Annotated in this window: 15 protein-coding genes, 2 tRNA genes and 4 pseudogenes; 17 read left to right on the top strand and 4 right to left on the bottom strand. The window is 68.7% G+C overall.

Annotated elements, in window-relative coordinates; all coding sequences use genetic code 11:
• Complete coding sequence (gene rpmH / locus K7472_RS25345) at nt 1–138, bottom strand: 50S ribosomal protein L34 (protein ID WP_003956500.1); 138 nt, start codon at nt 136–138, stop codon at nt 1–3.
• A gap of 499 nt (nt 139–637) precedes the next feature.
• On the opposite strand from rpmH, the pseudogene K7472_RS33865 reads away from it, so the two are divergent.
• The 12 genes and pseudogenes from K7472_RS33865 to K7472_RS25290 all read left to right on the top strand — a co-directional run.
• Nucleotides 638–1,132, top strand: a pseudogene (locus K7472_RS33865) (chromosomal replication initiator protein DnaA); the annotation flags it as partial.
• A 324-nt stretch (nt 1,133–1,456) separates the two neighbouring features.
• Nucleotides 1,457–2,608, top strand: a pseudogene (gene dnaA, locus K7472_RS33860) (chromosomal replication initiator protein DnaA); the annotation flags it as partial.
• 1,077 nt (nt 2,609–3,685) lie between these two features.
• Entirely contained in the window at nt 3,686–4,816 is a 1,131-nt protein-coding gene (dnaN, locus tag K7472_RS25335; protein ID WP_222980864.1) for a DNA polymerase III subunit beta, read from the top strand.
• A 149-nt stretch (nt 4,817–4,965) separates the two neighbouring features.
• The gene (gene gnd, locus K7472_RS25330; RefSeq protein WP_222980863.1) at nt 4,966–5,856 is read left to right on the top strand and encodes a phosphogluconate dehydrogenase (NAD(+)-dependent, decarboxylating); all 891 of its coding nucleotides are present in this window, start codon (nt 4,966–4,968) and stop codon (nt 5,854–5,856) included.
• A gap of 70 nt (nt 5,857–5,926) precedes the next feature.
• Nucleotides 5,927–7,066, top strand: coding sequence for a DNA replication/repair protein RecF (gene recF, locus K7472_RS25325; RefSeq protein ID WP_222980862.1), 1,140 nt, complete (start codon nt 5,927–5,929; stop codon nt 7,064–7,066).
• Nucleotides 7,063–7,725, top strand: coding sequence for a DciA family protein (locus K7472_RS25320; protein ID WP_222980861.1), 663 nt, complete (start codon nt 7,063–7,065; stop codon nt 7,723–7,725). Before recF ends, K7472_RS25320 begins: the two co-directional genes overlap by 4 nt.
• Nucleotides 7,726–8,053: 328 nt before the next feature.
• Nucleotides 8,054–10,132 (top strand): DNA topoisomerase (ATP-hydrolyzing) subunit B, encoded by a 2,079-nt coding sequence (gene gyrB, locus K7472_RS25315; RefSeq protein ID WP_222980860.1) that lies wholly within the window; start codon nt 8,054–8,056, stop codon nt 10,130–10,132.
• A 45-nt stretch (nt 10,133–10,177) separates the two neighbouring features.
• Nucleotides 10,178–12,805 carry a DNA gyrase subunit A gene (gyrA, locus tag K7472_RS25310; protein WP_222980859.1) on the top strand — a complete coding sequence of 876 codons (2,628 nt, stop codon included), beginning with the start codon at nt 10,178–10,180 and terminating at the stop codon, nt 12,803–12,805.
• Between the two features lie 140 nt (nt 12,806–12,945).
• A complete protein-coding gene (locus K7472_RS25305; protein ID WP_308014079.1) occupies nt 12,946–13,608 on the top strand; it encodes a DUF3566 domain-containing protein in 663 nt (220 codons plus the stop codon).
• 57 nt (nt 13,609–13,665) lie between these two features.
• A tRNA-Ile gene (locus K7472_RS25300) sits at nt 13,666–13,739 on the top strand.
• Nucleotides 13,740–14,107: 368 nt separating this feature from the next.
• Entirely contained in the window at nt 14,108–14,248 is a 141-nt protein-coding gene (locus tag K7472_RS25295) for a DLW-39 family protein (protein ID WP_014143844.1), read from the top strand.
• Between the two features lie 172 nt (nt 14,249–14,420).
• Nucleotides 14,421–15,746, top strand: coding sequence for a hypothetical protein (locus tag K7472_RS25290; protein WP_222980858.1), 1,326 nt, complete (start codon nt 14,421–14,423; stop codon nt 15,744–15,746).
• A gap of 63 nt (nt 15,747–15,809) precedes the next feature.
• Here the strand turns inward: K7472_RS25290 and K7472_RS25285 are convergent, their stop codons facing one another.
• Together K7472_RS25285 and K7472_RS25280 are read right to left on the bottom strand one after the other, a co-directional pair.
• Nucleotides 15,810–17,072: a serine/threonine-protein kinase gene (locus K7472_RS25285; protein WP_222980857.1), complete on the bottom strand. Its 1,263-nt coding sequence runs from the start codon at nt 17,070–17,072 to the stop codon at nt 15,810–15,812.
• A gap of 14 nt (nt 17,073–17,086) precedes the next feature.
• On the bottom strand, nt 17,087–17,653 hold the full coding sequence (locus K7472_RS25280; protein WP_222980856.1) for a helix-turn-helix domain-containing protein: 567 nt from the start codon (nt 17,651–17,653) through the stop codon (nt 17,087–17,089).
• A 119-nt stretch (nt 17,654–17,772) separates the two neighbouring features.
• On the opposite strand from K7472_RS25280, the gene K7472_RS25275 reads away from it, so the two are divergent.
• From K7472_RS25275 to K7472_RS33780, 5 genes and pseudogenes are all read left to right on the top strand, one after another.
• A tRNA-Ala gene (locus K7472_RS25275) sits at nt 17,773–17,845 on the top strand.
• A 284-nt stretch (nt 17,846–18,129) separates the two neighbouring features.
• Complete coding sequence (locus K7472_RS25270) at nt 18,130–18,696, top strand: Uma2 family endonuclease (protein ID WP_252396198.1); 567 nt, start codon at nt 18,130–18,132, stop codon at nt 18,694–18,696.
• Nucleotides 18,697–19,109: 413 nt separating this feature from the next.
• Nucleotides 19,110–19,681 (top strand): annotated as a pseudogene (locus K7472_RS32950) (transposase); the annotation flags it as partial.
• Between the two features lie 191 nt (nt 19,682–19,872).
• Nucleotides 19,873–20,642 (top strand): annotated as a pseudogene (locus K7472_RS25260) (transposase family protein).
• Nucleotides 20,643–20,943: 301 nt separating this feature from the next.
• Entirely contained in the window at nt 20,944–21,927 is a 984-nt protein-coding gene (locus K7472_RS33780) for a PGN_0703 family putative restriction endonuclease (protein WP_372458057.1), read from the top strand.
• Between the two features lie 100 nt (nt 21,928–22,027).
• Here K7472_RS33780 and K7472_RS25250 read toward each other — a convergent pair whose 3' ends face one another.
• A complete protein-coding gene (locus K7472_RS25250; protein WP_222980853.1) occupies nt 22,028–23,584 on the bottom strand; it encodes a DUF2357 domain-containing protein in 1,557 nt (518 codons plus the stop codon).
• Nucleotides 23,585–23,770: the final 186 nt, after the last annotated feature.

Here is a 23,770-nt window from a genome sequence, read left to right as displayed (position 1 = left end):
TCAGGCGGACAGGCGCGCGCGGCCCTTGCTGCGGCGCGACGCGAGGATGGCGCGACCGGCACGGGTGCGCATGCGCAGCCGGAAGCCGTGGGTCTTCGCGCGGCGGCGGTTGTTCGGCTGGAAGGTGCGCTTGCTCACTCGGGGACTCCAGGAATGCTTGTCGTCTCGGTCGAGACGGGCGTGGGGCGTCGCTTGGCTGTCACCGTGCGCCCACGAAGTCTCGCGATACGCCCTAGGTGCACCGCTGATCCAGCCACTCGAGGTGGTCTGTGCCCTTCGTAAGGCAGGCGGCAGCAGCCATCGACAACTCGACCTCGCCACGGTACGCGGGGCTACGCCATCCGGTCAAACCGCGCCGGAGCCGCGACGCGCCGACCCCTCCCACGGAACCAGAGCCCGCCCGGGCATGGCACATTTGTACACACCCTGTGGACAACGACTTGAACCACGTATGCGGCGCTGACTACCGTGGCCGAACCCAGGTGACTCCGGCCCAACCCGGCATCTTTCCCGCACACCCCAGGAATCACACCTTCGTGGGAGGCCGGGGACGCCCGGGTACCAGGGGCGGAGCCGGTGCCCGCTCCGACCGAGAGCCGACCGCCCACCCCACCGACCGATCGAGAGAGCGTGCACTGTGGCCGATGTGACTGCCGATCTTGCCGCAGTGTGGCCGCGCGTGCTCGAACAGCTCCTCGCGGACGGCCAGGGGGTCGACGCCAAGGACCGCCGCTGGCTCAACGCCTGCCAGGCGCTCGCCCTGGTCGCCGACACCGCGCTGCTGGCCGCGCCCAACGAGTACGCGAAGGGCGTGCTGGAGGGCCGGCTGTTGGACGTGATCACCGAGGGGCTGGGCCGCGAGTTCGGCCGCCCGATCAGGATCGCGATCACCGTCGACTCCAGTGCCGATCCCGGTGCGTCGGGGCCCGCGCCGCAGCGCCCGGCCCCCGTACCCCAGCAGGCGTCCGCCCCGCCGTCCTACGGCGAACAGCGTCGCGAGCAGCGGCACGAGTACGACGACTACGGGCGCGGCGACGACGAACCCACGATGCGGCGCGCCTACCCCGACTACCCGGGCGGCCGCGAGCTGCCCGGCGCCTGGCCGCGCCCCGGCGGCGCCGACCCGTACGGCGGCGGAGCGGTCGGCGGCGGGCAGGCCGGCCCCGGAGGGCCTGGCGGGCAGGGACCCGGTCGCGGCCAGGACCACGGTCACGGGCACGGCCGCGGGCACGGGGACTCCGGAGACTGGCAGCAGCCGCTGCACGACGGCTACGACGACCGCGACCCGTACGGCAACGCGACGCCGCCCGGTCCGCGCAAGGAGTACGGCAAGGACTACGGCAAGCGCGACGAGTACAAGCGGGACGACCGCGACGCGTACAAGCGGGACGACTACGCCGAGCCCGGCTACGGCCGTCAGTCCGGCTACCCGCAGCCGCACCAGCTCCCGGCGCACCAGCTCCCGGAGCGCCCCGGCGGCGGTGTGCGCCCCGGTGAGCAGCCCCCGCTGCCCGCCCCGAGCGGTGCCCCCGGTCCGCTGGCCGCGCAGCCGGCGCCCGCGCCGGGCCCCGGCGAGCCGACCGCGCGGCTGAACCCGAAGTACCTCTTCGACACCTTCGTCATCGGTGCCTCCAACCGCTTCGCGCACGCCGCGGCGGTCGCGGTCGCCGAGGCGCCGGCCAAGGCGTACAACCCACTGTTCATCTACGGCGAGTCCGGCCTGGGCAAGACGCACCTGCTGCACGCCATCGGGCACTACGCGCGCAGCCTCTACCCGGGCACCCGGGTGCGGTACGTCAGCTCGGAGGAGTTCACCAACGAGTTCATCAACTCCATCCGCGATGGCAAGGGCGACACCTTCCGCAAGCGCTACCGCGAGATGGACATCCTGCTCGTCGACGACATCCAGTTCCTGGCCCAGAAGGAGTCGACGCAGGAGGAGTTCTTCCACACCTTCAACACCCTGCACAACGCCAACAAGCAGATCGTGCTCTCCTCCGACCGGCCGCCCAAGCAGCTGGTCACCCTGGAGGACCGACTGCGCAACCGCTTCGAGTGGGGCCTGATCACCGACGTCCAGCCGCCCGAGCTGGAGACCCGGATCGCGATCCTGCGCAAGAAGGCGGTGCAGGAGCAGCTGAACGCGCCGCCGGAGGTGCTGGAGTTCATCGCGTCACGGATCTCGCGCAACATCCGTGAGCTGGAAGGCGCGTTGATCCGGGTGACCGCCTTCGCCAGCCTCAACCGGCAGCCGGTGGACCTGCAGTTGACGGAGATCGTCCTGAAGGACCTGATCCCCGGCGGCGAGGACGCGGTGCCCGAGATCACCGGCAACGCGATCATGGCGGAGACGGCCGCGTACTTCGGGCTGACGGTGGACGACCTGTGCGGCTCCTCGCGCAGCCGGGTCCTGGTCACCGCGCGGCAGATCGCGATGTACCTGTGCCGCGAGCTGACGGACCTGTCGCTGCCGAAGATCGGCGCGCTGTTCGGCGGCCGCGACCACACGACGGTGATGCACGCGGACCGCAAGATCCGCGCGCTGATGGCGGAGCGGCGGTCCATCTACAACCAGGTCACGGAGCTGACCAACCGCATCAAGAGCTAGCGGCCCGGCCCGCCGGGGCCGGCCTGTCGGTGGGCGTGGGGAGCAGGTTCTCCCCACGCCCACCGGCGTTTCGGGGGCTGCGCCCGGACGGCCGCCGACGCACGCGCCGACGCCCCCCGCGATGCCGCACCGGCCCCGCTCCGGCCTCCGAAGGCGTGCCGGTGCGCCGCCTCTCCGACCCCGGAAGCCTGCCGGACCCGCCCGCCTTCTCCGGCCCCCGAAAGCCCTCCGAAGGCCCCTCGACGGCCCGCCGGAGGGCCTCCGGAGGGCCTCCGGAGGGCCTCCGGACCCGCGCCCCCCGCCGACCGCCCATCCACACCCCCACCCCCCGCTGTTCGAATACGCAGGTCAGAGGCCCCTTCGTCCACAGAATCCGGCCGGATCCGCTGTCCACAGCCTGGGGAGAGCGGAGTTGTCCCGAATCCCTCCACAGGGGTGTCCGCCGGAAGATCATCGCCGCTGGTCAGAAGGGTGTGGAAATGTGGTTAACCTTCCTCCACAGACTGTGGACAACGACCTTGTCCACCAAGGGTGTTCGCGGTTGTCCACCGCTCGCCCACAGGCGGACCGGAGTTATGAACAGCTTCTCCACAGGTCTGTCCACTGTTCGGCAACGAAACGGGCCCCGTCGCCGGATGGAGTGAAAGCCGTCACACCAAGGTGCTGGATTGGCCTGGGGACAACGTGGGTATTCCTGGGGACGAGTCTGGGGAGAACCCCGGGTCACCTGTGCATCGGGTGTGCACAACTTCCGGCTGTCCACAGCGGAGCCGGGTTGTCCACCGGCTCCACCCACAGGCGCGGTGGATAAAAAATCACCCCTGACCTGGGCAGGAACCGGTTATCCACGGTATCCACACCCCCTATTACTACGACTACACGTAGAGAGCGAGCGAGCAAGATCGAAGTCGGGCCTGTGCACAACCGGGCTCCGAGCTCGCCGCGACCCGAGGTCCCGGCTTGACCCCAACCCGCACCTGATGTCAGCGGTGTGCGTCAGACTGTTCTCCGGCAGATGGCCGTGAGGACGGTCGGCACAGACAGCCAGCAAGCCAGAAACAGCAGGAGGCGGTTCCGGTGAAGTTCCGGGTGGAGCGCGACGTACTCGCGGATGCAGTGGCCTGGGCAGCCCGGAGTCTCCCGGCCCGCCCCCCGGCCCCGGTCCTCGCCGGACTGCTGCTGAAGGCCGAGGAAGGGCAGCTGAGCCTGTCGGCCTTCGACTACGAGGTCTCGGCCCGGGTCTCCGTCGACGCGGAGATCGACGAGGAGGGCACGGTCCTGGTCTCCGGCCGCCTGCTCGCCGACATCTCGCGGGCACTTCCCAACAGGCCTGTGGAGATCTCCACCGACGGCGTGCGGGTCACCGTGGTCTGCGGCAGCTCGCGATTCACACTCCACACCCTGCCTGTGGAGGAGTACCCGGCCCTGCCGCAGATGCCGACCGCCTCCGGCTCCGTCCCCGGTGAGGTCTTCGCCGCCGCCGTCTCCCAGGTCGCCGTCGCCGCCGGCCGCGACGACACCCTGCCGGTGCTGACCGGTGTCCGCATCGAGATCGAGGGCGACACCGTCACGCTCGCCGCCACCGACCGCTACCGGTTCGCCGTCCGCGAGTTCCTGTGGAAGCCCGAGGTGCCGGACATCTCCGCCGTCGCGCTGGTCCCCGCCAAGACCCTGCTGGACACCGCCAAGGCGCTGACCAGCGGTGACACCGTCTCGATCGCGCTGGCCGGAGCGGGCCAGGGCGAGGGCCTGATCGGCTTCGAGGGCGCCGGCCGCCGCACCACGACCCGGCTGCTCGAAGGCGACCTGCCGAAGTACCGCACGCTGTTCCCGACCGAGTTCGCCTCGGTCGCGGTGATCGAGACCGCGCCGTTCGTCGAGGCCGTCAAGCGCGTCGCGCTGGTCGCCGAGCGCAACACCCCGATCCGGCTGAGCTTCTCCACAGGTGTGCTGACCCTGGAGGCCGGATCGAGCGACGACGCACAGGCTGTGGAAAGGGTCGACGCCCAGCTGGAGGGCGACGACATCTCGATCGCGTTCAACCCGACCTTCCTGCTGGACGGTCTGAGCGCCATCGACTCCCCGGTCGCGCAGCTGTCGTTCACCACCTCCACCAAGCCCGCGCTGCTCAGCGGCCGCCCCGCGATCGACACCGAGGCGGACGACGCGTACAAGTACCTGATCATGCCGGTGCGCCTGTCGGGCTGACCCGGCCCACGCCCGCGTCCGCCGGTCCCGTCCCGCACCCGCCCGCCGATCCCGGCTCGCGTCCGGTCGCAGCGTCCGCCGCGCCCGGCGCCGGGCCGGGACGTAGGCTCGGACCTACGGTCAGGCACGCATCGAACGAAGGATCAGTGATGGAGCTCGGTCTCATCGGTCTCGGCAAGATGGGCGGCAACATGCGCGAGCGCATCCGCCGCGCCGGCCACACCGTCGTCGGGTACGACCGCAACCAGGACCTCGCCGACGTCGCCAGCCTCAAGGCGCTGGTGGACGCGCTGCAGGGCCCGCGGGTGGTGTGGGTGATGGTCCCGGCGGGCGAGCCCACCCAGGCCACGATCGACGAGCTCGGCCGGCTGCTGTCCCCCGGCGACGTCGTGGTCGACGGCGGCAACTCCCGCTGGACGGACGACGAGAAGCACGCGGCGGAACTGGCCGAACGCGGCATCGGGTTCGTCGACTGCGGTGTCTCCGGCGGCGTCTGGGGCCTGAAGAACGGCTACGCCCTGATGTACGGCGGCGACGCCAAGGACGTGGCGAAGGTCCAGCCCATCTTCGACGCGCTCAAGCCCGAGGGCGACTTCGGTTCGGTGCACGCGGGCAAGGTCGGCGCCGGCCACTTCGCCAAGATGGTCCACAACGGCATCGAGTACGCGATGATGCAGGCGTACGCCGAGGGCTGGGAGCTGCTGGAGGCCGTCGACTCGGTCACCGACGTGCGCGAGGTCTTCCGTTCCTGGCGCGAGGGCACCGTCATCCGCTCCTGGCTGCTGGACCTCGCGGTCAACGCGCTGGACGACGACGAGCACCTGGAGAAGCTGCGCGGCTTCGCGCAGGACTCCGGCGAGGGCCGCTGGACGGTCGAGGCGGCGATCGACCACGCGGTGCCGCTGCCGGCGATCACCGCGTCGCTGTTCGCCCGTTTCTCCTCGCGGCAGGACGACTCGCCGTCGATGAAGATGATCGCGGCGCTGCGCAACCAGTTCGGCGGTCACGCGGTCGAGGCCAGCGCGGACAAGTCCAAGTAGCCACGCCAGCAGGCATGTCGAGAGGAACAGGAGGCCGGCGCCGGCGACTTCGCCAGTGCCACCGCACGCGATGCACGTAGCGCACCTCTCGCTCGCCGACTTCCGTTCCTACGCCCGGGTCGAGGTACCGCTCGACCCGGGCGTCACCGCTTTCGTGGGCCCGAACGGGCAGGGCAAGACCAACCTCGTCGAGGCGGTCGGCTATCTGGCGACCCTCGGCAGCCACCGGGTCGCCTCGGACGCCCCGCTGGTACGGATGGGCGCCGAACGTGCGGTGGTGCGCGCCTCCGTGGCCCACGGGGACCGGCAGCAGCTGGTCGAACTGGAGATCAACCCGGGCCGTGCCAACCGCGCCCGGATCAACCGCTCTTCGCAGGTGCGCCCGCGTGACGTGCTGGGGATCGTCCGTACCGTGCTGTTCGCGCCGGAGGACCTGTCGCTGGTCAAGGGCGATCCCGGCGAGCGCCGCCGGTTCCTCGACGAGCTGGTCACCCTGCGCGCGCCCCGGATGGCGGGGGTGCGGCAGGACTACGAACGGGTGCTGCGGCAGCGCAACACCCTGCTGAAGTCGGCCGCGCTGGCCCGCAGGCACGGCGGCGGCCGCGGGGCGGACCTGTCCACGCTGGACGTGTGGGACCAGCATCTGGCGCGCCACGGAGCGGAGTTGCTGGCCCAGCGGCTCGACCTCGTCGCGGGCCTGGAACCGCTGACCGACAAGGCGTACGAGCAACTGGCGCCCGGTGGCGGCCCGGTGGGCCTGGAGTACCGCCCGTCCAGCGAGACCGCCGGGGCGCGCTCGCGCGAGGAGCTGTACGAGGTGCTGATGGGCGCGCTGGAGGGGGCGCGCAAGCAGGAGATCGAGCGCGGGGTCACGCTGGTCGGGCCGCACCGCGACGATCTGCTCCTGAAACTGGGGGAGTTGCCCGCCAAGGGGTACGCGAGCCACGGCGAGTCCTGGTCGTACGCGCTGGCGCTGCGGCTCGCCTCGTACGAGCTGCTGCGCGCCGACGGCGAACGCGCGGGCGGCGAACCGGTGCTGATCCTGGACGACGTCTTCGCCGAGCTGGACGCCCGGCGCAGGGACCGGCTGGCGGAACTGGTGGCTCCGGGCGAGCAGGTGCTCGTGACGGCGGCGGTCGACGACGACGTGCCCGGGGCGCTGTCCGGGGCGCGGTTCCGGGTCTCGGACGGAGAGGTGGACCGCGTATGACCGGCCGGCAGCAGCCCGACGGCCCCGCCGCGTCCGGCCCGGGCCCCGCCGCCACGCCCGCGTCCGCGTCCGCCTCCGACTCGGCGTCCGCCTCCGACTCGGCGTCCGCCTCCGACTCGGCGTCCGCCTCCGACTCGGCGTCCGCCGCTGGCTCCGGCACCCCCCTGTCCGGCGTCGATCTCGCCCGCGTCGCCCTGCGCGCCGCCAAGGAGCAGGCCCGGGCCCGTGGCGCCGCCGCCCAGGAACGCCGGCAGGCCCGGCGCGGCGGTCTGCGCTCCGGAGCCCGCGCCGACGGACGCGATCCGCTGCCGTTGGGCGCCGCCATCAACCGCCTGATCACCGAACGCGGCTGGGAGGCTCCGGCGGCGGTGGGCGGCGTGATGGGGCGCTGGCCGCAGATCGTGGGCGACGAGGTGGCCAAGCACTGCGAGCCGGAGAGCTACGACGAACGCGAGCGGGTGCTGACCGTGCGGTGCGACGCGACGGCCTGGGCGACCCAGCTCAGGCTGCTCGCCCCGCAGCTGGTCGCCCGGCTCAACGCGGACCTGGGCCACGGCACGGTGAAGCTGATCAAGGTCCTCGGTCCCACCGGCCCCACCCGTACCTATGGTCGCTTGCGTGCCCCTGGCAGCAGGGGACCGGGTGACACCTACGGGTGACGTACGTCTCACTTTCGGCGGCGCGCATCGACCGCCCGTCACAGTGGTCATCACGGGACGTTCCCTCCCGTACCGGACCGGCGCGGGCTGTAATCGCGGCGAAGCCCTGAGCGCCCGTGTGAGCCGCCTGGAGTCCAGGGCCGCGTATGGGGAGTCGGCGCAAGGCCTCCGGGACCGGCACATGGGAACTCAGGCACCGGCAAACCCCCCTCTATGTCGCCGCTACCGGTAGACTGGGGAGCAGTCCGCCCGCCTCTGCCACCGGCAGGGGAGACCTCGCGGAACCTGTCGAACGACGTAGCCGCTCCGGCGTGCCCGGAGTCGGCTCGTGCTGTGCCAGAAAGGGCGCTTCGTGGCCGATTCCGGCAACCCCAACGAGAACCGCACACCCACCGCCGGCACCGGCGCGCCCACGGACGGCGCGCCGTCCGAGACCGTTCCGCCGAACGGCAAGGCGGCAGGCGGCGCTTCGTACGACGCCAGCGCGATCACCGTCCTCGAAGGCCTCGACGCGGTCCGCAAGCGTCCCGGCATGTACATCGGGTCGACCGGTGAGCGCGGTCTGCACCACCTCGTCTACGAGGTCGTGGACAACTCGGTCGACGAGGCGCTCGCCGGGCACGCGGACACCATCGGCGTGACGATCCTGGCCGACGGCGGCGTGCGCGTCATCGACAACGGCCGCGGCATCCCGGTCGGCATCATCCCGTCCGAGGGCAAGCCCGCGGTCGAGGTCGTGCTGACGGTGCTGCACGCGGGCGGTAAGTTCGGCGGCGGCGGCTACGCGGTCTCCGGCGGTCTGCACGGCGTGGGCGTCTCCGTGGTGAACGCGCTGTCCCACCGGGTCGCCGTGGAGGTCAGGACCGACGGCCACCGCTGGACCCAGGACTACAAGCTGGGCGTGCCCACCGCGCCGCTGGCGCAGCACGAGGCGACCGACGAGACCGGCACGTCGGTGACGTTCTGGGCCGACGGCGACATCTTCGAGACCACCGAGTACTCCTTCGAGACCCTCTCGCGGCGCTTCCAGGAGATGGCGTTCCTCAACAAGGGCCTGACCATCTCGCTGACCGACGAGCGCCCCGAGCACGTCGACGAGGAGGGCAACCCGCTGTCGGTGCGGTACCACTACGAGGGCGGCATCGTCGACTTCGTGAAGTACCTCAACTCCCGCAAGGGCGAGGTCATCCACCCCTCGGTGATCTCCGTGGAGGCCGAGGACACCGAGCGGCTCCTGTCGGTGGAGCTGGCGATGCAGTGGAACTCCCAGTACACCGAGGGTGTCTACTCGTTCGCCAACACCATCCACACCCACGAGGGCGGCACCCATGAGGAGGGCTTCCGCGCCGCGCTGACCGGCCTGGTCAACCGCTACGCGCGGGAGAAGAAGCTGCTGCGCGAGAAGGACGAGAACCTCAGCGGCGAGGACATCCGCGAGGGTCTGACCGCGATCATCTCGGTGAAGCTGGGCGAGCCGCAGTTCGAGGGCCAGACCAAGACCAAGCTGGGCAACACCGAGGCGAAGACGTACGTCCAGAAGGTCGTGCACGAGCACCTCACCGACTGGTTCGACCGCAACCCCAACGAGGCCGCCGACATCGTCCGCAAGGGCATCCAGGCCGCCACCGCCCGGGTCGCCGCCCGCAAGGCGCGCGACCTGACCCGGCGCAAGGGGCTGCTGGAGAGCGCGTCGCTGCCCGGCAAGCTGTCGGACTGCCAGTCCAACGACCCGGCCAAGTGCGAGATCTTCATCGTCGAGGGCGACTCCGCGGGCGGCTCGGCCAAGTCCGGCCGTGACCCGCAGTACCAGGCGATCCTCCCGATCCGCGGCAAGATCCTCAACGTGGAGAAGGCCAGGATCGACAAGATCCTGCAGAACCAGGAGATCCAGGCCCTCATCTCGGCCTTCGGCACCGGTGTCCACGACGACTTCGACATCGCGAAGCTGCGCTATCACAAGATCATCCTGATGGCGGACGCCGACGTCGACGGCCAGCACATCAACACCCTGCTGCTGACCTTCCTGTTCCGCTTCATGCGGCCGCTGGTCGAGGCCGGGCACGTCTACCTCTCCCGCCCGCCGCTGTACAAGATCAAGTGGCGCGAGAACGACGTCGAGTACGCGTACTCCGACCGCGAGCGCGACGCGCTGATCGAGCTGGGCAAGCAGGCCGGCAAGCGCATCAGGGACGACTCGGTGCAGCGCTTCAAGGGTCTCGGCGAGATGAACGCCGAGGAACTGCGGGTGACCACCATGGACATCGACCACCGGGTCCTCGGCCAGGTCAGCCTGGACGACGCGGCCCAGGCCGACGACCTGTTCTCCGTCCTGATGGGCGAGGACGTCGAGGCGCGGCGCTCGTTCATCCAGCGCAACGCCAAGGACGTCCGCTTCCTCGACATCTGAGTCGGCCTGCCGAACAGCCGGACCGCGAAAGGACTTTGACCAGCAATGGCCGACGAGACCCCCATCACCCCCGACGGCTCCCCCACGCCCGTCACGCCGGAGGGCGGCCCGGCCGCCGTCGAGGGCGTCGGGATGCGCGTCGAGCCGGTCGGGCTCGAAACCGAGATGCAGCGCAGCTACCTCGACTACGCGATGAGCGTGATCGTCTCGCGTGCGCTGCCGGACGTGCGCGACGGGCTCAAGCCGGTGCACCGCCGGGTGCTGTACGCGATGTACGACGGTGGCTACCGGCCCGAGAAGGGCTTCTACAAGTGCGCCCGCGTCGTCGGTGACGTCATGGGTACGTACCACCCGCACGGCGACGCCTCCATCTACGACGCCCTGGTGCGCCTGGCGCAGTCGTGGGCGATGCGGATGCCGCTGGTGGACTCCAACGGCAACTTCGGTTCCCCGGGCAACGACCCGGCCGCCGCCATGCGGTACACCGAGTGCAAGATGGCGCCGCTGTCGATGGAGATGGTCCGGGACATCGACGAGGACACCGTCGACTTCCAGGACAACTACGACGGCCGCAACCAGGAGCCGACGGTCCTGCCGTCGCGCTTCCCCAACCTGCTGATCAACGGCTCCGCCGGCATCGCGGTCGGCATGGCGACCAACATCCCGCCGCACAACCTGCGCGAGGTCGCCGAGGGCGCCCAGTGGTACCTGGCCAACCCGGCCGCCTCCGCCGAGGAACTGCTCGAAGCCCTGATGCAGCGCATCAAGGGCCCGGACTTCCCCACCGGCGGCCTGGTCGTCGGCCGCCGCGGCATCGAGGACGCGTACCGCACCGGGCGCGGCTCGATCACCATGCGCGCGGTCGTCGAGGTCGAGGAGATCCAGAACCGCCAGTGCCTGGTCGTCACCGAACTGCCGTACCAGGTCAACCCGGACAACCTCGCGCAGAAGATCGCCGACCTCGTCAAGGACGGCAGGGTCGGCGGCATCGCCGACGTGCGCGACGAGACCTCCTCGCGCACCGGCCAGCGCCTGGTCATCGTCCTGAAGCGGGACGCGGTCGCCAAGGTCGTGCTCAACAACCTCTACAAGCACACCGACCTGCAGACCAACTTCGGCGCCAACATGCTGGCGCTGGTCGACGGTGTGCCGCGCACCCTGTCGCTCGACGCGTTCATCCGTCACTGGGTGACGCACCAGATCGAGGTCATCGTCCGCCGCACCCGCTTCCGGCTGCGCAAGGCGGAGGAGCGCGCCCACATCCTGCGCGGCCTGCTCAAGGCCCTGGACGCCATCGACGAGGTCATCGCGCTGATCCGGCGCAGCGACACCGTCGACACCGCGCGCGGCGGCCTGATGGACCTGCTGGAGATCGACGAGATCCAGGCCAACGCGATCCTGGAGATGCAGCTGCGCCGCCTGGCCGCCCTGGAGCGGCAGAAGATCGTCGCCGAGCACGACGAACTCCAGGCGAAGATCGACGAGTACAACGCGATCCTCGCCTCGCCGGAGCGGCAGCGCGGCATCATCAGCGAGGAGCTGACCGCGATCGTCGAGAAGTTCGGCGACGACCGGCGCAGCCAGCTGGTGCCCTTCGACGGCGACATGTCCATCGAGGACCTGATCGCCGAGGAGGACATCGTCGTCACCATCACGCGTGGCGGCTACGTCAAGCGCACCAAGACCGAGCACTACCGCTCGCAGAAGCGCGGCGGCAAGGGCGTGCGCGGCACCCAGCTGAAGCAGGACGACATCGTCGACCACTTCTTCGTCACCACCACGCACAACTGGCTGCTGTTCTTCACCAACAAGGGCCGCGTCTACCGCGCCAAGGCGTACGAACTCCCGGACGCCGGACGGGACGCGCGCGGCCAGCACGTCGCCAACCTGCTGGCGTTCCAGCCGGACGAGCACATCGCGCAGATCATGGCGGTGCGTGACTACGAGGCGGCGCCCTACCTGGTGCTCGCCACCAAGTCCGGCCTGGTGAAGAAGACCCCGCTCAAGGACTACGACTCCCCGCGGGCCGGCGGCGTCATCGCGATCAACCTGCGCGCGATGGACGACGGCCGCGAGGACGAGCTGATCGGCGCCGAACTGGTCTCCGCCGAGGACGATCTGCTGCTGATCAGCCGCAAGGCGCAGTCCATCCGCTTCACCGCCACCGACGACGCGCTGCGGCCGATGGGCCGGGCGACCTCCGGCGTGAAGGGCATGAGCTTCCGCGAGGGCGACGAACTGCTGTCGATGAACGTGGTGCGGGCCGATACCTTCGTCTTCACCGCCACCGACGGCGGCTACGCCAAGCGGACCCCGGTCGATGAGTACCGTGTCCAGGGCCGGGGCGGTCTCGGTATCAAGGCGGCGAAGATCGTCGAGGACCGCGGCTCCCTGGTCGGTGCCCTGGTGGTCGAGGAGAGCGACGAGATCCTCGCCATCACCCTCGGCGGCGGCGTCATCCGCACCCGCGTCAGCGAAGTGCGGGAAACCGGCCGTGACACCATGGGCGTCCAACTGATCAACCTGGGCAAGCGGGACGCCGTCGTCGGCATCGCCCGCAACGCCGAGGCAGGCGCGGAGGCCGAAGAGGTCGAAGCGGACGGCACCCCCGCAGCGGAGGGCGCCGAAGGGGCCGAGGGCGCCGTGCCCGCGGCCGACGAGTCGCAGGAGTAGGACGTGACAGGAGCCGGGGACGCCACCTCGGGTGACGCGCGGGCGACGGCCCTCGCGGGCGGCGCTCCGGCTCCGTCGGCACCGCATCGCACGACTCTCAGGGACCACAGCGCGACGACCCACACCGTGGGGGGACAACCGTGACAGACACCCGAGGCGGCGCCCGCCCGCCCCAGCCGCACCACCCGCCGCAGGCGTACGCCCCGCCCAAGGGCGCGACCGTGCCGTCCCAGGGCGCTTCCGGCACGTCCGAGGGCGCCGGCTCCGCTTCTCCCCTGCCGCCGACCGGTGCCGCCGGTCCCTCCGGTGCCGCCGGTTCTTCCGGCCGCTCCGGTCCTTCCGGTACGGAGGGCGGGCAGGGCCTGACGGTGGGCGGCAGCGGTGCGCCGGGCGTGCGCAAGCCCCGCCCGGCGGCGGCCCGTACCGCGCCGCGCACCCGCAGTGCCCGGCTGCGGGTGGCCAAGGCCGATCCGTGGTCGGTGATGAAGGTCAGCTTCCTGTTCTCGATCGCGCTGGGCATCTGCACGGTCGTGGCGGTCGCGGTGCTGTGGATGGTGCTTGACGCGCTCGGTGTCTTCTCCACCGTGGGCAGCACCATCAGCGACGCCACCGGCTCGGGTTCGCAGGGCGGGTTCGACCTCCAGTCGTTCCTGTCGCTGCCGCGGGTCGTGATGTTCACGGCGGTGATCGCCGTGATCGACGTCGTACTGATGACCGCGCTGGCCACGCTGGGGTCGTTCGTCTACAACCTCTCCGCCGGTTTCGTGGGCGGCGTGGAGCTCACGCTGGCGGAGGACGAGTAGCGGCGGGAACCGATTTTGGGACATGGCCCCACGTGCGCTAATCTTTCGGTGCAGCGCGGGGCTATAGCTCAGACGGTTAGAGCGCTTCCCTGATAAGGAAGAGGCCACAGGTTCAAGTCCTGTTAGCCCCACGAACGCGATAGGCGAGGCGTGTCCACGGAAAGCGTGGACCTCCTCGCCTTCGTCGTTTTTGCGCGGCTTCGCCGCGCGTGGCGGGGGGCTTCGCCCACCCGCACCCCCCTTCTGCGGGGGCGGGGCTCCGGGGGCGTTGGATCGGGGTGGCGTGGGATTTCTGCGGGGGCGGGCCGACGGGAGCGTTGGATCCCGGGCTTCTCTGCGGGGCGGGCCGACGGGGGCGTGGCTGGGGAGTGGCGTGGGCTTCGCCGCGAAACGGGGTCGCTCGTCGCCGGGGGCGGGGAGGTCACTGTTCGGTATCGGCCGGTGTGTATCATCGGGCGCGTCGGAGGATCCCCAAACGCAAGAAGGACGAGGTCGCGCGGTGAAGAAGCTTCTCCTGGTCGCACTGGCCGCCATCGGCGGGCTCCTCGTGTACCGCCAGATCCAGGCGGACCGCGCCGAGCAGGACCTGTGGACGGAGGCGACGGACTCCGTACCGGCGGGTTCCGGCACGAGCGCCTGAAAACCCCCAACTCTCCGGTGAGGCCCCGACCGCCCAAGGCGCGGTCGGGGCCTCACTCGCTCACGGCCCGGGCCTCACCCGCTCTTGAATTCGCCCTCGCACATCAATAGCTTCGCCGCAGCACGACGGCGGATCGCGGGGTCGTGGGCTCGGGGGGTTCGAGGGGTGGGGTATGAGACGGCACCACCGGTTCGCCGCCCTGGCGCTGCCGGCCGCTCTGGCGGCGCTGGCCGCTCTGGGGGCTCTGGCGGCGACCGCGCCGCCGCTCGCGTTATCCGCCCGTGCGGCGAGCACGGACGCGGGCGCCGCGGCGACGCCGGTCTGGGTCCCGGACGGCGTCGAGGTGCACGGCAGCGCGGGTCCCGGCGATCCACCCCGGCTGGAGACGGGACGCGCCTACCGCGACGGCCTCGCGAAGGGTGAGTCCAAGTACTACGCGGTACGGCTGGACGCCGCCTCCACCGCGTACCTGTCGGTCTTCGCCGTCCCCCGCCCGGGCAGCCGGGTCTCCTTCATCGACGGTGTCAGCCTGCGGCTGTTGAGCTCGGGCGGCGCGCTGTGCGACGCGTACGACGCACGGTTCGGCGCGGACGACGCCACGGCCCCGGTGGGAGGCGCCGTCCGTCGCGTCGCCGGGGCGGACGGGCCCTGCCACGGGGCCGGCACCTATCTGCTGGTCGTCGAGCGCGACAGCGCCGGCACCTCGTCCGGGGACGTCTGGCCACTGGACATCCGCTTCATGAACGAGCCGGGTGTGGCGGGGGCCGGGGCTTCGGGAGCCGCGGCGGGCGGGGGCGCCGGTTCGCCGGAGGGCTTCGTCTCCTCGCCCCCGCCCACGGTCACCACGGCACCGCGTCCGCTGTCCGGCGCCGTCGCGATGGACGCCGCCGCCCGCGTGCCGGGTACGGGCGTCTACACCGACCGCCTCGCGCCCGGCGTCACGCACTACTTCCGCGTCCCCGTCGACTGGGGGCAGTCCCTCTCCGTCACCGCGGCCTTCGGCGCCGCGCACGTCACGCGGGCGGGCGGCTTCACCGGCGGCGGCGTGAGCGTCACCGTCTACGACCCGGCGCGCGGCTACGCGGGCGGCGACGCGGCCTCGTACACCGGAACGTCCGCGGCGGTCACCGCGCAGACCCCGCCGGTGCGTTACGCCAACCGCTGGTCCCAGGATCCGCGGGTCAACGGCTCGCCGGTGGCGGGCTGGTACTACGTGCAGGTCGGCGTGCACCCCCAGGTGGCGTCGTACACGAGCGGAACGGTCCCGGTCACGTTGCGCGTGGCAGTCAGCGGTGCGCCGCAGGCCGGTCCCCGCTACGTGAGCGCGCTGACCGGAACGGGCTTCGGGGTGACGGGGGTCGCGGTGCCGGGGGCGGGCCCGTCCGGGACGGCGCGTCCGCGGTTGCGGGCGCTGGGGTACGCGGCACTGGGTGCGGGGACGGTGCTGGTGGCGGGGATCGGGGCGTGGGTGCTGCGGGCGCGACGCGTTCCAGGGTAGGCACGGCACGTTCCCGGTCGGCGGCGCTCGGGGCTCGCGCGGCCGTGGTGAGCGCTCGGGACTTCACGCGGCCGTGGTGAGCGCCCAGATGCCGACGGCGAAGCAGAGCGCGGCGACCAGCAGCACCGGGACCACGATCCTGGCGGACGGCCCCTGCCGCACGGTGACCGTCCGCGGCTCGCGCACCGCGACGGCGCCCGGGTCCGCGGTGTACGGCCGGGTCGCGGCGTCGCCGGCGCGCGGGGGATGGGCGGGCCGGGGCGGCGCGATGCGGTAGACGTCGAGGCGGGCCGGGGGCGACGCGGACGGCCTGCCGGGGAAGGACGCGCCGGGCGCTGAGGTCCCCGGGACGCGGCGGACCGGCAGCGGCGGGCGCCGGAGGCCTTCGGTGGTGCCGGTGGCGGCGGTGTCCCGCGCAGCCTGGGCGTCCGTCCTGCGCGGTCTGAGCGAGCCGTCGGGACCGAACCCGTCCGGCAGCGGCCCGAGTTGGTCGAAGACCTCCACCGGCTCGTCGTCGATCCCCGGTTCCGGCAGCAGTTCGACGGCCGCCGCCAGTGCCTTGCGCGCCCCGGTCGCGGTGCGGAAGCGGGCCTGCGGATCGGGGTTGAGCAGCGTCGCGACGACCTGCCAGAGCGGCTCCGGCACCCCCAGCGGAGCGTTGGGCACGGCGCCGAGCGCGGTGTAGCGCTCGACCAGGGCCTGAGCGTCCGGCTTGCGGCCGGTGAGCAGGAAGAGGGCGACCAGCCCGACCGCGTAGAGGTCGGCGGGGAAGTCCGGCTCCGCGCCCAGCAGTTGCTCGGGGGCGAAGTAACCCGGCGTTCCGACGACGTAGTTGGTGTCGGTCAGCCGCGGCTCGCCCTTGCGCATCGCGATCCCGAAGTCGGACAGGCGTAAGTGCGGCCGACCGGTGCCGGTGGCCTCCAGCAGGATGTTGGCGGGCTTGATGTCGCGGTGCACCACGCCCTCCGCGTGCACCGCGGTCACCCCGGCGAGCAACTGGTCGAGCAGGACGCACACGTAGCGCGGCGCCAGCGGCCCGTAGTCCCCCACCAGGTGCGCCAGCGAGCCGCCGCGCACCAACTCCATGGTGAACAGCACCTGTTCGTCGTCGGCCGCCCAGCTCATCGGCGCCAGCACGTGCGGGTGGTCGATGCGCAGCGCCTGCTCACGGACGAAGCGGATCAGGGCGTGCGCGTCGGACTGCCGCAGCACCTTCGCCGCGACGTAGCGCCGCCGCCGGTGGTCCCAGGCACGCCACACGGCGCCCACTCCGCCGCGCCCGATCGGGTCGACCAGCTCGTAGCGCCCGGCGAACAGCTCACCCATGCAGCGGCTCCTGGTCAGTCCTGGTGGGCCTCGAAGTGGGCGAGGGCGTCGTCGGTGCGGCCCGCGCCGTACACCCTCAGGAACTCTGCCAGCTCGGGGTGGGCCGCCGCGAGGACGTCCGAGGCGGTCACCAGCTCCTGCGCCGAGCCCATCGAGCGCAGCAGGGCCTGGATCTCGCGGACGACGGACCGGGCGGGAAGCGCTTGGCGCACACCGCGGCCGAGGCTGCCGTCGAGGCCGTTCGAGGCCGAGCCGGTGGTGCCGGTCAGCGAGCCGCCTGCGGACTCGCGGATCACGTCCATGCGTCCGGCGACCTCACCGACGGCCACGGCGCCGTCCGCCACGTCGGCGGCGAGCTCCAGCAGGGCCTGCATGCGCTGGATCACGGCGGGGTTGCCGATCTTGGCCCGCTGCCCGCTCATCAGCTGCGACAGCATCGGCGCGGACAGCCCCAGGACGGCGGCCAGCCGGGCCTGGTTCAGCCCCAGACCGGCGATCATCCTCCGGAACAGATCCCCCAGCGGCTCCCCGTACCACTCCCGCTGCCGCTCCCGCACCGCCTCCCGCGGCGAGCTCTCCATCCGGCTCCCGTCTTCACGACCGCAAACCCATCCTAGGGACGCCTGCCCCGATTCCGGGTACAGAATGCCCACGCCCACCCGGTACCCTGGTCACCGGCACGGCGATCCTCCCGTGCCGAGGGGCCTTAGCTCAGTTGGTAGAGCGCTGTCTTTGCATGGCAGATGTCAGGGGTTCGACTCCCCTAGGCTCCACACATGTAAACCCCTCTGACCTGCGGAAATGTGGTCAGAGGGGTTCTTTTGTCCCGATTTTCTGTGCTGACATGTCAGCACGTCGGTGCCGACGGGGGGTTCGGGTGCCCAGTGATTCCAAGGGATTTCCCGGTTCTCGTTCTCCTGGTGGATTTCCTGGTACCGCGAGGTCGGAGTGGGGGATCTTCGTGAGGGGCCGGGGCTGAGGTCACCGTTCACGGACCGGCGGTGAGAGGTGCTTGGCCCGTACGATGGCGGTGTCTCGGGACGGGCTGGGAGGCGTGATGACCGCGATGTATCCGGAGTATGCGCAGTGGCTGCGGCAGGTGCGCAGTTCGATGAGGCTGCCCAAGGCGGCCAAGCTGCTGTTTGATCAGGGACGTCTGTACATGTCGCCTGTTACGGAGGCGCACAGCGACGCGGACGACTCGATCCGGTCGCAGTTGGCGGAGCAACTGGGTGGGGGGCCCGGTCTGCATGTCACGCGGGACAAGGGGGTGCTGCCGGAGTTGGACGGTTATACGCCCGAGCCGGATGTGCTGGTGGTGGATGCGGGCGTACTCGGCCCCGGAGACGCCTTTGTCGATCAGGAGCATGTGCACTTCGTCGCGGAAAGCGTTTCGCGCTCAACGGTCGGGCAGGACTACGGGCGTAAGCTCAACCAGTACGCGGCGCGTGGGATCTCGACGTATCTGATCGTGGACGTGCTGACCGGGGAGTGCGTGCTCTACCGGGAACCGAAGGGGGACGAGTACACCTCGGCTGTGCCCTACCGGTTCGGTGAGGAGATCGGGTTCTCCATCGCGGGGGTTGCGGTGACTGTGCGTACCAACTTCAAGAAGATTCGCTGAGGCTGTTCACCCCACTCGAAACGAGGGTCTTGATCACGCAGGACCTCACCCCCGCAGTGTAAACATCCGCTGTCCAACTTCTCGTGGTACTTCACACCGTCACTCGCCGGCCGGGACTGGCTGACCGTCTTCCAGCTGCCGCCCTAGCCTCGCCGTTTCACTTGGGTGCAGCTGTGAGTGGGTCGGAAAGACGAAAGTGCCTTCCTGACCTGGGACGATGAATCTTGTTGAGGGGTTCTGTCGGTCCAAGCAAAGGGCACTCTCTACGTGCAGGATATCGGGTTGCGTCCCAAGGTCCAGGTCACTGCCGATGGGATGGGGGTGGTCGGGCACGCTGGGGCGTGGTTGCTCGCGGATCTCGCCGATATCACCGGGCTGACCGCCGCGCGATCCGCCAACTGCCCGACCATCTGTGGCATCCAGCACTGGACCAGGACGGGACGCTCCGTGCCGGTGCTGAGGTCGCCGAGCTGACCGGCATGGTCAACCTGACCGACTATCCGGCGGGCACCCACATCATCGTGCGCCGCGAACGCCTGCACCCCGGCGCCCAGCTCTCCCTGTTCGATCAGGACGAGGGGCTGAGGCATCAGGTGTTCCTCACCGACACCCCGTACTCCCGCGGCGGGTCCGCCAGTTCCTGGAGGTCCGCCACCGCGGCCATGCCACCGTCGAGAACTGCATCCGGTGCGGCAAGACCACCGGATTCGGCCGCTTCCCCTCCCGCGACTTCGCGATCAACACCGCCTGGCTCGAACTGTCCCTCGCGGCGATCGACCTGCTCGCCTGGATGCTCGTCCTGCTCCCTGACGGCGAACTGGCCACCGCAGAGCCCAAGAAGCCCCGCTACCGGCTGCTGCACGTCGCCGCCCGCCTCACCCGCGGCGGCCGCCGCGTCCACCGGCGCATATCGGCGACCTGGCCATGGAGAAACGAACTCGCCGACGCCTTCCACCGCCTCGACGCATTGCCCCGACCAGCCGGCTCACCGACACCCCAACTGCCCGCCCACAACCCGAAGGACCCTGGAGAACCCGACCACCGCGCCGGGCCTCCAGCACGCCCACGGAACGAAACCACCCGGTGACCGATGATCAGTGACACCCTCATCACCCCAACCAAAACCGCGAGGCTAAAGCGTGTTGCAGAAGGCTGCGATCTGGGCATTTCCTTTGTATGGCTGGGGTTTTGAGAGCTGAGCCGTCGTGGGTGAAGACGTTTACGGGGCTGCGGATGAAGCAGTTAGAGGGGTTGCTGAAGGTGGTGCGGGAGCGGGGTGGGGACGGGCCGCGTATCGGGCGTCGATGGTGTCTGCCGCTTGCTGACCGGGTGCTGCTGGTGGCTGTCTACTACCGGACGAACCTCACCATGCGGCAGCTGGCGCCGCTCTTCGGGGTTTCGCCGGCCACGGTGTGCAGGGTCATCCAACGGTTACGGCCCCTCCTCGCGCTCGAGTCGGCCGCACGTCCCGTCGATGCCGCGGACCGGTTGTGGATCGTGGACGGCACGCTGGTCCCGGTCCGGGACCACAAGGTCGGTTCCTCTAGCCGCAACTACCGGTTCTCCGCGAACGTGCAGGTCATCATCGATGCCGACACTCGCCTGGTCGTGGCGGCCGCTCGTCCGGCGCCGGGCAACAGGGCCGACGCTCATGTGTGGCGCGACTCCGGTCTTCCGCAGCGGTGTCAGGGCGTGACCGTGTTCGGCGACGGCGCCTATATCAACACCGGCTTGGTAGTCCCGCACCGCAAACGACCCGGCCGGGCCCTGCTGGCTGGCGAGGAAGCCGACAACGCGGAGCATCGCCGGGTCCGTGCGAGGGCGAGCATGCGATCGGCCGGCTGAAGAACTACAAGATTCTCCGTGACTGCCGGCAGTATGGCGACGGCCTCCACCACGCAGTCCAAGCCGTCGCCCACATGCACAACCTCGCCCTGGCCGTGTGATCAGAACGGCAATGACCGGGTCCTGACCTGCAAAGTCACAGCCTTCTGCAACACGCCTTAGGGGAAGACCGAGTTCCCGCCGCGACCACATGCCGGCCGCCGAGTGGCGACAGCCAGGCTCGACTCCCGTAGGCCGTCAAACGAACCCAAGCTCAGACGTCAGAGAAGCAAGCCTTCCAGGAACGGCTCCACATGTCACCACCCCCTACAAGTGGAGGCGGCATCCGGAGCCCAAAACGCCCTCCGTAATCGGATAAGGTCGGAAAGTATAGGACGCGCCGCACCACATCGGAGTACCAGAATGGCCAATGCCTCATCAAACCCGACTGCGAGTCCCTCCGATATCCAGGATATCGGCCCGCAAGCCCCGGGAGAATCAGGAAACCGGGCACGGGTTAGATTCCATCAATCATGGTACCGCCGGCACATACTAAAACTTCCGAGATATGGGAATACTGAACCCCACTCCGGAGGTCGACCGAGGGGCAGCATTCTACATCCCGAAGACGCCGTAGCCGGGAAGAACTTCACGACGCTTTCAGCAGAGAATCTCTACCGAACACGCCGGCGCGAGGGCTGGGGGATTGACCCTATTCGCTGTACAGGATATCTAACATCCAGTCAAGCGTTGACTATCAATCTCCTGGCCCCCTTGAAGGAAGACCCTGACTGGGCCGCTCGCTCCATAAGCGGCCTAATTTGCATGAACATCAATCGGGTTACCAAGATGGATGTCGAGTTTGCTCCTCAGAGGCGCAGCCTTCACCTCGGAGACATGACAAGGCTGGATGCGTGGATCCATCTCGAAACCGAAAGCGGCCCCCTCGGCCTTGCTGTCGAAGTCAAGTATTCCGACCGTTTCAACAGTCGTCATTTGAATGTTTCCGTGAATCCTAAATATCAAGCGCTAGCAAACGAAACTGGACTATGGGATCTAAGTGGCCGAAAAAGTCAATCTCGACCAGTCAACCAATTGCTTCGATGTCATGCCCTAGCCGCCGATCTTTGGCTCACCACTCACAAAGGAGGGGAACTTCCTATCATTCTTGTCCTACATCACCCTGGCGACCAATCGGCACCTAAAATGGCAGAACTGTATCGAGAAGCACTCAATAGGCCGGATCTCATAAAGGTGGCAAGTTTGGACCAACTAGTCTCCCAAATGAGGATGACGGCGACGTCAAAATACCAACGAACCGTTGCCCAGACACTCAGGATCCGATACTTGGACCACGAACTGAGCGAAGCCTCCTGGATGAAATATCTAGATAACCGGCATGCTTAGGTTAGTAGTTGCGGTAATTGCGTCCCCGCCACGGCAAGCGAACCCTTCCTCGTCGACTCGCAAAGGGATTCCCACCTGGTCAAAAATTCTCCGAGCGTGATCACTCCAAACCTCGGCTACGTCTCTCAGCCAGGCCTGCAAACGGAGGACCGGGCACAGCAAGGTCTTCCGGTGCGAGTGACAGTAGTCCATCCAGCCAATCCTCAACATGTTGTACGTTTCCCGGCAAGAAAGGAAGTGCCCCAATTCCAAGCGATTCGAGGGCCTCACGAAGTTTCGAGTTAGGAAATTCTGAAGACGCAGCGCTGGATAGAGGAAATAGTGCCGCCCCCTTCACAACGGGACGAGTTTTGCTTTCTCCTCGAACAACTACGATCGCATCCCTATAACGATGAAGGGCGTTAATGGCATCAATTGGAGGACCCGGGCAGCCGAATTGATGCCGGTAGCCGTCTGAAGCATCCAGTCGATACTTCGCATCAAGCAAAACGAGCAGATCTGGCCAGCCATCATTCCGAAATTTAAGAGCGATATCCGGTTTCTGCAGCCCCGTTAGCCCTCGGTAGTGATCGTTGTAAGAAACATCGAGTGTGACAGTGGGTGATTTACATGTAACGGTCGTGCGTCGCCCCTGAGCAAGGCGTACCCGAATGCCATTCTCTTCCACTCTCAACAAGGTCGAAAGGTCGGCGGATCCACCCATCTTCGCCAAAACAATCCTCAGAACTTCGAGGTAACACCAAGTTTCGTACAGGCCATGAACATCCATGACTGATAGGTCAAAGGATTCGCCTCGGATCGACAGCCCAAGCCTCAACACCATGATCACACGATGAGCTTCGCCGTACCCGATACCACTCAGCAGCGTGAGCGAAGCGAAGCCTGATGGAGGAGGCTCCGTTATATTGTCGAACAGCGGAAGTGCCAGCAGCTCCGAGATACTCCGAGAGAAGCCGGCAACCTCCTCCTCCTCAGCTACCAGCCTTGCTGGCGCGGCGCCTCCACCTCTCCGGGTCCGTTCCAGCTCCGCGGACACAGTGGCATGGATGTCTGATAGTCGATCGTGGATCAGAGCGAGTTGCAGACGAAGCCACCGGTGTTCAGCGGTATCCAAGGTTTCGCGGCTGCGGGATGCTGGCAGAATGCTTCGGATGCGGCCAGCGCCTGGCAGCTTAGTCCAGGGACCCCGCCCACGGCCTCGAACGATCGCATCGCGGATGGTCGCGTCTGCCCGCTTGATGCGGTCGGCGCGTACATAGTCAATCTCACGACTCAGCGCTCTGTGCGGGTGTTCATTAACGTACCGGATTGATCGATCAAGCAGGCTGATCTCATTGCGCAACAGCGTTAGCCAATCGAGACTGGTCGCATCTCGAACGTCACGAGCTTCACCCGTCTGATATGTGGCTCGCAGATACTCCAACGCAAGCGCCCGAGACGTACCTGCTACATCGGAGAGCAGGTTCTGGTAATCAGTAGCATAGTCAATCTTGGCAGGGAAAATCTCGATTGTCAGCCGCAATGTTTCGTGCCCGACACCCACCTCCAGTGTGCACAAACCAACCTGTCGACCAAAATTCACTGACCCGGCGCACATCAAGTCCTCTGGATAGGAGTCGATGGAATTAAGTAGCAGCGGATCGCGGTGGGCTAGCACCGGGGATCTTCCCGGAATATGGGACTTAACTCTTATCCGATAAGTAGTATCCTCGAAGAAATGTGGGAATTCTCCCCCTGTTATCCCCGAGGCAGAGTCAGAATGTCCCACCACCTGCACGCCGGCTGAGCCAGTCGATGCCTCAACCTCGAGGCGTGGCTCAACGTCCGACGGAGTTGAGAGAGC

This window comes from Streptantibioticus parmotrematis (genome assembly GCF_019890615.1).
In the GTDB taxonomy this organism is placed as follows: domain Bacteria; phylum Actinomycetota; class Actinomycetes; order Streptomycetales; family Streptomycetaceae; genus Streptantibioticus_D; species Streptantibioticus_D parmotrematis.
Note: the sequence above shows the minus strand (reverse complement) of the source record. Positions and strands in the feature narration are given on the sequence as shown.